We start from the raw sequence: 12,380 nt of genomic DNA on the forward strand, positions 1-12,380 counted from the left end.
CGCTAACTAATTGTGTCTTGAAATTTCTAGCCTTACTAAGTGTGCTAACGCTTAGTGCATGTAGTTCTGTTCCCCATAAAATTGAAATGAGCCAAAGTACAGCTGCAAATATGAACCTTATCGCTTTAACTGAGCAAAGTGCACCAAAGGGTGTTGCTGGTACTTACCAGTTTCATATTAAAGCGGCGGGTGCTCAGGGGAGTTGGTTGTATTTAAATACAGAAACTGATTATCGCGACAGGCGTTCTATTACGGTATCAATACAGCCTAATGTGGTAGCAGAGCTTCAAAGTAAATACGGACAACCAGCAGACACCTTTTTATTGATAAAACAATAGAAGTAACAGGCGAAGCTAAACGAGTAACTATCGATTTTATGAGCCGTGGTAGAGCCACTAATAAATATTATTATCAAACGCACATCACTGTGTCATCAATTAAGCAGCTTAGTGTTATTGAAAGTTAGCAAAAAGCAATGCACTGTATTTATATACAGTGCATTGTGAAAGCTTACTTTGAGCTTTAACGTTTACACTTAAATTTACTGCTATGGCGCTACTTTAGCGCTGTTTTATTCCACTATTTCAAAACTCCTATTTAACCTATTGTAATTTCATTACATAAAACTAATAATTAGGGCGTGTTGATCTTTGGTGGGTGAATTTGCAGCAGTATGTTTGGTTTTTAGGCAAGGCGGAGCCTATGTAGTGTGGTTATTCCCCATGAATAGGCGATAACGCAGCATAAATACCAAACATGCGCTGCCCTTTGGGTTCTTTCTAGGGACAATTAACTCTTTGTTGCTCGGTTTTTACTTAGCCCACTAGGTTACAAACCTCGCGCCGCGATTAAATCGCCCCTAGATTGAACAAATTTCAATCCACAAAGATCAACACGCCCTAGTTAGTTTTATAAATTTGAGTACCTGTATTGAAAGCCAAAGAAATCCGCAATTTTTATATCAACGAAGAGCAATCTGTTTATTTGCTTTCGCACCGCGATGCTAAAAAACACCGCCAGTGGCTTAATATTTGTATTAAGCAGCTAACACTGCTTGGCTACAAAAACGTTGAAATGATTGGCTCGGGTGCTTTTGGTTTTGTGTTTGCAGGTGATGACGATAACGGTTTACCTTGGGTATTTAAGTTTTCGCGTATTACACTTGCCCAAAGTGTACGCGACCGCCTAGAAGACGAAGCGTATATGCTTTCGCAAATTAATAACCCCTTAGTCCCTACCTTTTATGCATTTGAGCGAATTAAAAAACAAGGGATTTTAATGATGGCGCGCGCCATTGGAGAGGACCTTGAAAAAGTATCGCTTAAAACAGGGCGCTTTAGTGCCGCGCAAATAATGGCGTTAGCTGTTAGGTTACGTAATGTATTAATTGATTTACGCAACCACAAAAATGGCATTAGCCCACAACCTATAGTGCATGGCGATATAAAACCTTCAAACCTTGTTTGGGATGCAAACACTGACGCGCTTTCGTTAGTTGATTGGGGCAGCTCTGTGTATGCACAGCTCGATAGTGATGGTAACCCTGTTGCGAGTAACTTTATGGATTTAATGTCGGGTGATTTAAGCACAACGAATGCTCGTATGGGCGATGTATATTTTATTGGTGAAGCGCAAATGTCGGGGGAGCAATCATCACCACGATTCGACGAGCAAGGTGTAGCCGCTACGTTGTATGCGCTAGCGTCGGCGCAGTCGTGCCGCTTTGGTGCACAAGCCATCCCTGCAAGCAGCTTAGGGCTCCCAAAAGAGCTGGCTAAGGTGATTGATGGTATGCTGTCAAAAAGTAAGGCCATACGTGATGGTGCTGGTGATTACTTTATGCGTAACATTACAACTATGGCCAAAATGTATTTACCTGAGCTTGATAAAAAACAAAAAAAAGCAGATATCCCTTTTTGGTATGGCAACGACGAGCAGCCCGACACGGTGGTATATAGTTCACGAAAACAGTTTTTACGCCAAGCCGATCATAACCAGCAATTACTTGATATAAACGACGCGCAACTTGACCGCTATTATAAAGAGTTTTTGTTTGATACAGGCGATACCGAAAAAGCATTTTTAGCATCAATAAGCCGATTAGCTAAGTACCCTGTAGTAGGTGGGCTTAGTTTTCATTGGAAGGATGAGTCGATGTTTGTTGAATCGTCTTTAATTATGCATGACGAATCATTGGGTGATGCCTTTAGTGATGCTATAAATAACACGGTAATGCTAGCCCAAGCGATTAATCAAAAAGGGTTATTTAAGTGTTGTTTGTTTGATGCCCGTAAAACCATTCAACTAGAGCGAGATGGCACCGGTGCATTTAAGTTTGATAGCCTACCAGAGCTTGAATACGAAGTTGTAAGCATGAAAGCAAACGACATAACCCGCCCGCATTCATACTTTGAAGACGGCAAAGACCCTGATGAGCAACTACAGCTACCTAAAAAAGTTATTAAGTGCGTATTTGAGCTTAACCAAATTCATCATACAGGGTGTATTATTTTTGAAGCACTGCCCGACAGAATGAAGATTCACCATTACTACCGCTTACTCGATTCGAGCAAAGAGATTGAGTTTAAACGTTTGCTAAATAAACTTATGCAATACGCGGTAAATATTACGGACGTGGGTGTTGCGGGCTTCATGAAACTCCCATATAAAAACACCCGTGAGTTTAGTTTATGTGAGCAGCAACAAGAGCATTACTTTCCTAAAAATCCCAAGCTTGTATCTTTATAGAAAGAACCCTTCACTAAAGAGTGTTAAATAAGAAGACAAAGATAAAAAGAGCACAAATTGGTTTAACTTGTACTCTTTGCCACTTAATTATTTAGGTAAGTATTACTAATTATTAAACACCTTGCTAAAGGGCGACGTTGGTGATAGCTCAAATTGGTGAGTTAGCTTTTGCGTTTTATTAGTCGCTGTAATTTGATAGTGCTGCTTGTGCTCATTGTTACTAAATAGCTTAACGTTAAAGTTAATTTTGGTTAGTTTACTAGGCAAAGAGTAGCGCCCAGTAATAGTTACTTGGTCTATATTGTCGCTTTTATGTTTATGCGACGCTTCTGGGTTTAGCAAAAGTCCGTCAATAGTAAATTTATACTGATGATCCGCTAAATAGACGTTCTTTTTAACTCGCTTAGTTATTAGTTTTTTATGAGCGTTAAACTCAATTATTGACACTTTGCCATCCTTGTTTTCATCAACCCCTTTAAAAGCCGACATAGGGATTGAAAGCACAATAAACACCTTATTATCAACAAAATTCAGCGTACCGTGCTCTGCAACCATTAAATGCGCGTTTGCTAATGTTGATGTACTCAATAAGCCCAATGTGGACACACTTAACAGATAATTTTTCATATAAGGCATAACTTACTCCTAATTAAACTTCGCCTTTAACGCAGCGTTGAAAAAACGGATAAGTGTCTGTTGCGTAGTAGTGGTATATCCCTTGAGGAAACTCAGGTGTTACGCCAACGCGGCCATTACATTCATCTAAATCACCAGAGCCTGCTACGTATTCCCAATCTTGTGCAAATGTACCTAATGGGTATATATCGGTAGAAGGGCGGTTTGCGCTTACAGATGTTATGTGTTGGTAGCTACCGGTCATTACGGTTAGCGCTGAAGTTGCATCATTTGAGTCTGAATAGCCGTAACGTGCATAAATAGGAAAGCCGTCTGCTGCCCAGCCTATTAGAGTCATAGTGGAGCTATTGCCACCTCGCAGTGTTACAAAGCCTTCAGGCATTCCATGATAATGATATGTGCCATCGGGTTGTACGTGTGCATTGTTGTCGTCTGTTCCAAAACTAAACGTGTCTTGGCTTAAGGCTTCTATATTCCAATTACCGCTGTTGTCGCCTAAATCGCAATCGGTGCCTGAATCATCGCAACTTCCGCCTGTGCCGGCGTCTATTTTAATGCCGTTAAGTACAACGCCTATCATTCCGCGAGGGCCACCAAGCATGGTTGCTTGTGTTGTCTCTACAGGCTCAAGTGTGTAGCTTTCATTTACTGATTGTTCAGAAATAGTATTTGGGTTATCGGCATTAGGGAATGTACCTACTTCGTGATCAGGTATGCCATTAGCGACTAAGTCGCGTGTAGTTCCTGTGCATGACCAATCTGCAGCGCTGGTGGCTTGTACTGATTCTGACTCGTTATATTCACTGTAGCTATATTCACAAAGCACGCCTTGGGTTGAGCTACTCGTACCTGTACCGTTATCTGAGGTGGTTGGTGATGAATCTGTAGTTGTTGAGGTATCAACTATGCCTTCTCCACCTCCACAAGCAACTAACGATGAAACAACTAGAGCCAAGGTGCTTAGCTTTATAGCATTTACCCGATTTGAGTTTTTAATATTAACTGCGTGTAGTTTCATTGCTGCATACCTGATCAATTAAGTTACTCAAACAATAATCAGCAATTGTGCAAATAGTGTGTAAACAATGATGACAAATTAGCAATGATGTAAATAGGCGAAGTATTAAAGCTAAGTTGAGATTTAACTTTATTGGATTGTGTTTTATTTTAAAATTTCAAAAAGTTAAACTAATGCAAAAATAGCTAATATAAAAGGTTACCTTAATGGCTAAAACAAAACCTGAAGTGACGTTACAAAGTCACGGTATTTACTCTAAGTGGGACAGCGAAAGTAAAGCATTGCCACAAATAGAGCAATTTACAACAAATGTAATAGCTGAGGTAGATGTTGAGTTTGGCTTAATCGTAAATATTAAAAAGGGTAAAGGCGAAAAGCTTCACTATTGTATATACCATCCAGATATTCCAGACAGTGAAGGTGATGTAATGGACCCCTTTGAAGGCGATGTATACGTTAAAAACAGTGATTGGCACTTTTATTTAGGCGACACGCTTTGGTTGCCAATAGAGAATAAATTGGGTGATTGGCGTATGACTATTGAGCTAAATGGGAAAATTATTGCTGATAAAACTTTTAAGGTGGCATTAGAGGTAGAGCGTACTGAAACAGATTTTTGGAAAAACCGAGGGTATTGATTTCTATTTGTTAGCTATATGGTGTGGATGTAATAAAAATTAATAAAAGAGAATTGTAGAGCCATTTAAAATAGCTCTACAAAATTAAATTAGCGTGTTTAGTTACCCCAAGGGTTACTAGAATTAGAGCGTTGTTTACGATCGCGAGCACGTTGCTTTGATGCTTTTTTTTCTATAATACGTTTAGCATCAACAAAACTAAGTTCACACGGCTCCCCCGGTTTATGATCAGCTGGGATCACGCGATCGCGTGGCGGTAATTCGTATTGAACATCATCAGGCTTAGGTAAGTTTTTAAGGCGATAAAGGTAAAAGTTATCTACTTTTTCTTGTGCCCATTGTGTTTTACGTAAAAATTTAACCGCTGACTTTATATCAGGATTGTTTTTAAAGCAGTTAAGTTGTAAATAAGCGTGTAGGAGCTCCCACCCGTATTGTTCAACCAGCTCTTCAACCACTTGTTCTAATTTAACGCCTTGCAGTGGGTTATTACTGAAAAGTTCTTGGTTGCTCATAGGTGTTGCCTCGTTATTAAAATACAAATTGCATTATAAATTTAATAACGGGGCTTTAACAGTGTAAATAGCTTAACTTTGACAATTAACTACAACACGACCGCGAATTTTGCCTTGCATAAGTAGCTCTGCGTTATCAATGGCGTGTTCTAGTGATATTTCAGTTGAAATTTTATCTAAATAATCGGCGCTTACTAATTTAGCTAAACGATCCCACGCTTCAATTCTGTCGGCTTTAGGACGCATTACGCTATCAATGCCTATTAGTGACACACCACGTAATATAAATGGGGCAACTGAGGCAGGTAAATCCATACCTTGGGCAAGTCCGCAGGCGGTTACTACACCCCCATATTTTAATGATGCACAAATATTGGCAAGTGTATGGCTACCTACAGAATCTATTGCCGCTGCAAAGCGCTCTTTTTGTAAAGGCTTACCAGGGTTTGAAAGCTCATTTCTGTCAATTACCTGTTTAGCACCTAACTCTTTTAAATACTCACTTTGATCTAATCGACCTGTTGCTGCTGTTACGTTGTAACCAAGCTGGTTCAATAAATAAATAGCAAAGCTGCCTACGCCACCATTGGCACCGGTTACCAGTATTTCGCCAGATTCAGGCGTAATACCTTGTTTTTCAAGTGCTATAACACTTAGCATAGCGGTATAACCCGCAGTGCCTATTTGCATTGCTTGTTTTGGTGAAATACCTGCAGGCAAGGGGATTAACCAATCGCTATTAAGTGCCGCTTTTTGAGCAAGCCCGCCCCAATTTTTTTCACCTACACCAAAGCCATTTAATATTACGTTATCGCCGTTTTTAAATTCATCGCTGGTGGAATTTGTAACCGTACCCACTAAATCAATACCTGGCACCATAGGAAAACTGCGTACAACGGGGCCTTTACCAGTAATTGCTAAACCATCTTTATAGTTAAGTGTGCTGAATAGCACGTCGATAGAGACGTTTTCGTTTGGTAAATCACTATTTTCGATAGTTGATAATGAAGCGCTATAGTTATTATCTTCTTTATTAATAACAATGGCTTTAATTGGGTTACTCATAGGATATCCTTTTAGACCGATCGTCTTTTAATTGGTAAGTAAAAACGCATTAGGTTAATAATGCGCGTAAAAACATTTCTGTATACAAAGTAAGTGGAGTATTTGATTTTGTGAGCTTGGCGCGCATAACAGCACCTTCCCAACCAATCCAAAAGTACTCACTCATCAATTTTGTATTTACATGGCTTGCAATAGTGCCTTGTTGCTTAGCTTGGTTTAAGCAAACCTCTACCTGGTTTTGCCAAGCAGTGTAGCTTTGCATTAATCTGGTTTTAAACTCTTCACTTAAATGGTTAAGTTCTTGATTTAAGTTACCGACTAAACAGCCACGTTTGTAATCGTATTTTTTCATCCCTTTAATTGCGCTTTGGGTAAAATTAACGATTCGTTCAAGTGGGGGAACATCTTCTTGCTGTAGGTAATGGGTAAGCTTGGCAATAAAATAACTGTCGTATGCATCAACTAACGCAATGCCGTAGGCTTCTTTACTTTTAAAGTAATGATAAAAAGAGCCTTTAGGTACAGCCGCTTTTTTTAAAATAGTATCGAGTCCCGTGGCGCTAAAGCCAAATTCAGTTAAGGTTTCTAGGCCCGTGCGAATAAGTAACGCTTTGGTATCGGCGTTCTCTCTGGCTATTTTAGGTGGGCGACCACGGCGTATTGGTGTTGATGTATTTTTGTTCATGAGCTTATATTAGACCGATCGACTTTAAATAATCAAGTATAAATTCAAATTGTTTAAAAATACTTCAAGTTAGGGGCGGGCTACTAATTTAAGATTAATGAAATAAAAGTGTCACGATTACATTTTTGTTTGGAACTTAGTCAATATTAGTCGGTCACAATTAAAGCACATAAGTGCTTTTTAGCGATTATTGAGTCGCATTTTATTTAGCATAAAACCGGTCAAATTAAATGTTGTATGACCACTTACTTTTTTAAATGTTAATTCATTTTTGCATCAGCAGCTTAGTTAAAGTCAAACAATTTAATTGCTTTTACGATTTGAATTTTACATTTTTATTAACTATTCATTAAATGTAGATTTCACTAATGCTACACAATATATAAATAAAAAGGTGAGGATATTACCGATGAAGAGACAGAAAAGAGATCGTTTAGAAAGAGCTCATTCTCAAGGTTTTAAAGCAGGTTTAGCAGGTCGCTCAAAAGAGCTATGCCCTTATCAACAAGTAGATCCAAAATCAGAGTGGTTAGGAGGTTGGCGTGAAGCGATTGAAAACCGCAACATGTACAAAACCTAAAATCAATAATCGAATTTAAGCAAAAAGGCCTCCATGTTGGAGGCCTTTTTGTACGCATTTAAAAATTAAAACGCGCTAGTGTCTTGGAACAAGCCCACTTTTAAATCTTTTGCTTCGTAAATTACTCGACCATCTACTTCTACAGTGCCATCTGCAACGCCCATGAACAATTTACGTTTAATTACGCGTTTCATTACAAGGCGGTAAGTTACTTTTTTATTAGTTGGTAAAATTTGGCCAGTAAATTTAACTTCACCCACACCTAGCGCACGGCCAAGACCAGGGCCACCAGACCAACCTAAGTAAAAACCAACTAGTTGCCACATAGCATCTAAGCCTAAACAACCTGGCATTACTGGGTCGCCTTTAAAATGACAATCGAAAAACCACAGGCTAGGGTCAATATCAAGCTCAGCAACAATTTCGCCTTTCCCATGAATACCGCCATCAGCAGTAATAGAGGTAATGCGGTCCATCATTAACATGTTGTCACTTGGTAAGCGGCAGTTGCCTTCACCAAACATTTCACCTTGACCACACAGGATCAACTCTTCTTTTGTATAGCTATTTTTAGGTTCCATAACACTTATCTTCGCTTAGAAATTGCCAAGTACTTTAGCGTACACTTGTACGCTAAACAACTCGGAGCAGTTAAAAAATCAAAATATTGCATATTAAATCATCAATCAATCAACGCGATTGGTTTTTGCACTATAAAACCGCGCAATTACAATCAGAAATCATTATAATTAACGCTGTCTTATAACCAGTCTAAAGGAAGTTTATGATCCTTTTTGTTAACTCACTAACTGTGATTGATTTTTCTTACTTATGTAACAAACGCGGCGCCGTTGGCGAGAGCTGGATTGTTGATTTAACTTTGCACGGTAAACTTAACGAAGAGTCTATGGTTTTAGACTTTGGTTTAGTTAAAAAGCAAATTAAAGGCATTATAGATGAGTGTATTGATCACCGATTAGCAATTCCTACGGGCCTTAATGGCACTGTATCTGAATTTGACGAGCATAAAACACTCGACTGTACATTTGGTGAAAATAATCACTTAGCTATGAGCGCTCCTCATCAAGCTTATTGCATGATTAACGCAGACGAAGTAACTGTTGAATCGGTTACCGAATTTTTAATTGCGACTATTTTACCGAAGCTACCAGATAACATTGAAAAAATTGAGCTGTCTCTTAAGCCTGAACACAGCCAAAGTTTTTACTATCATTACAGCCATGGCCTTAAAAAACATGACGGTAATTGCCAGCGTATTATTCATGGGCATCGTTCTCAAATTGGTATTAGCCTAGATGGTATCTCTATGCCGCGCTTGCAAAAAGAATGGTCTCAAAAGTGGGAAGATATTTACTTAGCCACCAGTGAAGATCAAATTAATGCAGCTGATTTAAAACACATAACAGCCAAAGCGGGTGACGTATGTTTTGCTTATACATCGGCACAAGGCTATTTTGAAATGGCTATTAGCGAGTCTCGTTGCGACATTTTGCCAGTAGATACTACTGTAGAATGTATTGCAGAACATGTAGCTGGCCAAATTAAAGTCCAATACCCAGAAAAAGCAGTGAAAGTAACCGCTTATGAAGGTGTTGGAAAAGGATCGATTAGTTATGTTTAAAACACTTTTAGCAACAGCGCTTGTTGCCTCTGCTAGCTTTAGTGCTATGGCGCTTGAGTTAAAAGGGCACTTAACACAAGGCGGTTTAGTTACTGGAAAGCTAGAAAACGCTAAATCAGTAAGCTTAGATGGCAAAAGCTTAAAACTTTCACCAAAGGGTGATTTTGTATTTGGTTTTGGTCGTGACGCTGAAACGACTCATACTTTAAAATGGGTAGATAACAATGGTAAATCGCATTCACAGCCAATAGCTATCACTAAGCGCGAATATAAAATTGATAAAATTACCGGCGTAGCTAAAAAATATGTCTCTCCGCCAAAAGAAGTTAGTGCGCGTATAAGCCGCGAAGCAGTTGCGGTACGAAAAGCCAGAGAAGTAGAGTCTGATTTATTGTACTTTTTAGACCCTGTTTTAAAGCCTGCAGAAGGGCGCATATCGGGTGTTTACGGTAGTCAGCGCTATTTTAATGGCGAACCACGTCGTCCGCATTTTGGCTTAGACATTGCCAATAAAACAGGCTCTCCTGTTTACGCGCCTATTAGTGGTACCGTGGTATTTGCTGAACCTGATTTATACTACTCTGGCGGTACATTAATTATTGATCATGGCCATGGTATTACCTCAACTTACATTCACTTAAGTAAGCTTGATGTAAAAGTGGGTGATAAAATTGAGCAAGGTAACAAAGTGGCTGAAATTGGTGCAACAGGGCGTGTAACGGGTCCTCACCTAGATTGGCGCTTTAACTGGAAAGGCGAACGCCTTGATCCTGCATTACTAATGCAAGATATATTAGCAAACAAAAAGTAGAGATTATGACTGACGTAAATCGCGATGCAATAATTGCTCAGCGTATTGAAGACTCAACCACATCGGTAACTAAAACTGTGTTTCCAGGGCGTACCAATCATCACAATACTTTATTTGGTGGTGATGCACTGGCGTGGATGGATGAAGTGGCATTTATAGCAGCTACGCGTTTTTGTCGTAAACCTTTGGTTACCATATCTTCAGATAGAGTCGACTTTAAAGAAGCGATACCAGCAGGTACTTTTGCAGAGTTAATCGCTAAAGTAGTTCATGTAGGTAACACCAGCTTAAAAGTTGATGTAGATATATTATTAGAAACCATGCACAAAGACGATAAACATTCAGCCATTAGTGGCAGCTTTACGTTTGTTGCAGTTGATGATAACCACAGACCGACTCCGGTAGTATGCGACAAAATGATTTATGGTTTTGATTAACTTAAAGCTTTAAAGACGCGCTAAAATAAATTTATATAAGCACCAATTAAGGTGCTTATATAAAACCAGCAAAAGAACACATCATACTAAACATTCATTAAATATAACCTCAACAGCTCAGTTAATATTAACTAAAAAGAGTAATCAAACTGGGGGAAATTGATAGGGGTGAGAGTTGTTGGTTTTGGATACTAAAAAGGTATGCTTTAAACATACCTTTTTAGTTACATTTAGCTTTTAATTAAATTTACGAATACTTACATGCATACATACTACTTAAAGCACCATTGCTGCAATCCAGCCAAATATAAGTAGTGGAATGTTAAAGTGAATAAACGTTGGAATAACAGAGTCTCTAATATGGTCGTGCTGGCCATCTGCATTTAAACCTGATGTTGGGCCAAGCGTTGAGTCTGAAGCAGGGGAGCCTGCATCACCTAAGGCGCCCGCAGTACCAACAAGTGCAGCGGTAGCCATAACAGAAAACCCGAGGTCTAAACACAAAGGAACAAACAAAGTTGCAATAATAGGCACTGTTGAAAACGAGCTACCAATTCCCATTGTAATTAATAACCCGACTAACAAAATAACACCGGCGGCCAAAGGTTTATTACCATCAAAAAGTGCGGCTGAGCTGTGTACTAAGCTCGCTACGTCGCCAGTAGCCTGCATAACCGATGCAAAGCCTTGTGCCGATATCATAATAAAACCAATCATGGCCATCATCGCAACGCCTTTACTAAATACGTCGCCGTTTTCTTCCCACTTAACTACACCAAAAACACTAAATATCATTACACCTACTAAGCCACCTAAAATCATTGAGCCACTTAGGTTTTGTGCAACAAGTGAGGCAAGTACTGCAAAAAGCCCGACAATCATTACTTTTCTAGGGTTTTCTACTTCAGCTGATTTACTCACAGTTGTTAATGGGAGCTCGGTGTATTCGCGACGTTTTCTGTAGGTAATAAATACCGCAATAAGTAATCCAATAAACATACCTAATGCAGGAATTATCATCGCCATAGGAACTTGTGTATTTACAATCTCTAAGCCGTTATCGACCAGGTTTTTGTGCAAAATAGAGTATAAATAAATACCGCCAAAACCATAAGGTAGCACCATGTAAGACGTTGCTAACCCAAATGTTAAAATACACGCTATAGCACGCCTGTCTAATCTTAACTGATTAAAAACAACGAGTAACGGCGGGATTAAAATAGGAATAAACGCTATGTGTACGGGTACTAAGTTTTGCGAAGAAATCGCACAACCTAAAATAATTAATAAAATGAAGTAACTTAAAAACGTTTCATTCCCGCTGCCTTTAGTATTTACTTTAGCAAGTAACTTATCAGCGAGAATGCGTGTTAAACCCGACTTAGAAATCGCAACGGCAAATGCACCGAGCATGGCATAACTTAGTGCAATTTCAGCTCCGGCAGAAAGGCCAGAGTTAAATGCATCAACACTTTCTTTTATACCCAAGCCTGCAGTAAGACCTGCAACTAACGCGCTTATTATCATGGCAACAATGACGTTAACGCGAGCCAGAGATAGCCCGAGCATTAAAATAACGCCTATAACAACAGCATTCATAGTATT

14 protein-coding genes are annotated in these 12,380 nt (G+C 39.2%); 7 read left to right on the forward strand and 7 right to left on the reverse strand.

Features of this window, described 5'->3' with window-relative positions:
- Positions 1-17 precede the first annotated feature (17 nt).
- A complete protein-coding gene (locus tag LOS73_RS12030) occupies positions 18-338 on the forward strand; it encodes a hypothetical protein (protein ID WP_232224825.1) in 321 nt (106 codons plus the stop codon).
- 592 nt (positions 339-930) lie between these two features.
- Entirely contained in the window at positions 931-2,748 is a 1,818-nt protein-coding gene (locus LOS73_RS12035) for a protein kinase domain-containing protein (protein WP_457933721.1), read from the forward strand.
- Between the two features lie 105 nt (positions 2,749-2,853).
- On the opposite strand, the gene LOS73_RS12040 is transcribed toward LOS73_RS12035, so the two are convergent.
- Positions 2,854-3,384, reverse strand: a complete 531-nt coding sequence (locus LOS73_RS12040) for a hypothetical protein (protein WP_457933722.1) — start codon at positions 3,382-3,384, stop codon at positions 2,854-2,856.
- A gap of 13 nt (positions 3,385-3,397) precedes the next feature.
- Positions 3,398-4,402 carry a YHYH protein gene (locus tag LOS73_RS12045; protein WP_457933723.1) on the reverse strand — a complete coding sequence of 335 codons (1,005 nt, stop codon included), beginning with the start codon at positions 4,400-4,402 and terminating at the stop codon, positions 3,398-3,400.
- A gap of 206 nt (positions 4,403-4,608) precedes the next feature.
- Between LOS73_RS12045 and LOS73_RS12050 the strand changes: the two genes are divergently transcribed.
- Positions 4,609-5,040, forward strand: a complete 432-nt coding sequence (locus LOS73_RS12050) for a DUF3859 domain-containing protein (protein WP_457933724.1) — start codon at positions 4,609-4,611, stop codon at positions 5,038-5,040.
- A gap of 98 nt (positions 5,041-5,138) precedes the next feature.
- Here the strand turns inward: LOS73_RS12050 and LOS73_RS12055 are convergent, their stop codons facing one another.
- The 3 genes from LOS73_RS12055 to acuR form a co-directional block, all read right to left on the reverse strand.
- Complete coding sequence (locus LOS73_RS12055; protein WP_007377141.1) at positions 5,139-5,555, reverse strand: VF530 family protein; 417 nt, start codon at positions 5,553-5,555, stop codon at positions 5,139-5,141.
- A gap of 72 nt (positions 5,556-5,627) precedes the next feature.
- On the reverse strand, positions 5,628-6,620 hold the full coding sequence (acuI, locus tag LOS73_RS12060) for an acrylyl-CoA reductase (NADPH) (protein WP_457933725.1): 993 nt from the start codon (positions 6,618-6,620) through the stop codon (positions 5,628-5,630).
- A gap of 49 nt (positions 6,621-6,669) precedes the next feature.
- Positions 6,670-7,305: an acrylate utilization transcriptional regulator AcuR gene (acuR, locus tag LOS73_RS12065; RefSeq protein WP_342863893.1), complete on the reverse strand. Its 636-nt coding sequence runs from the start codon at positions 7,303-7,305 to the stop codon at positions 6,670-6,672.
- Between the two features lie 409 nt (positions 7,306-7,714).
- Here acuR and rmf point away from each other — a divergent pair, with 409 nt between their 5' ends.
- Positions 7,715-7,885 carry a ribosome modulation factor gene (gene rmf, locus LOS73_RS12070; RefSeq protein ID WP_002960897.1) on the forward strand — a complete coding sequence of 57 codons (171 nt, stop codon included), beginning with the start codon at positions 7,715-7,717 and terminating at the stop codon, positions 7,883-7,885.
- A 65-nt stretch (positions 7,886-7,950) separates the two neighbouring features.
- Here the strand turns inward: rmf and fabA are convergent, their stop codons facing one another.
- Positions 7,951-8,466, reverse strand: a complete 516-nt coding sequence (gene fabA / locus LOS73_RS12075; protein WP_002960896.1) for a bifunctional 3-hydroxydecanoyl-ACP dehydratase/trans-2-decenoyl-ACP isomerase — start codon at positions 8,464-8,466, stop codon at positions 7,951-7,953.
- A 203-nt stretch (positions 8,467-8,669) separates the two neighbouring features.
- Between fabA and LOS73_RS12080 the strand changes: the two genes are divergently transcribed.
- From LOS73_RS12080 to LOS73_RS12090, 3 genes are read left to right on the forward strand one after another with little or no spacing between them, the layout of a single operon-like run.
- Positions 8,670-9,527, forward strand: coding sequence for a 6-carboxytetrahydropterin synthase (locus LOS73_RS12080; protein ID WP_457933726.1), 858 nt, complete (start codon positions 8,670-8,672; stop codon positions 9,525-9,527).
- A complete protein-coding gene (locus tag LOS73_RS12085) occupies positions 9,520-10,338 on the forward strand; it encodes a M23 family metallopeptidase (RefSeq protein ID WP_457933727.1) in 819 nt (272 codons plus the stop codon). Before LOS73_RS12080 ends, LOS73_RS12085 begins: the two co-directional genes overlap by 8 nt.
- Before the next feature lie 5 nt (positions 10,339-10,343).
- Positions 10,344-10,775: an acyl-CoA thioesterase gene (locus LOS73_RS12090; protein WP_002960891.1), complete on the forward strand. Its 432-nt coding sequence runs from the start codon at positions 10,344-10,346 to the stop codon at positions 10,773-10,775.
- 276 nt (positions 10,776-11,051) lie between these two features.
- Here LOS73_RS12090 and LOS73_RS12095 read toward each other — a convergent pair whose 3' ends face one another.
- Complete coding sequence (locus LOS73_RS12095) at positions 11,052-12,374, reverse strand: Na+/H+ antiporter family protein (RefSeq protein ID WP_457933728.1); 1,323 nt, start codon at positions 12,372-12,374, stop codon at positions 11,052-11,054.
- Positions 12,375-12,380 lie beyond the last annotated feature (6 nt).

It is taken from the genome of Pseudoalteromonas sp. SCSIO 43210 (genome assembly GCF_054133285.1).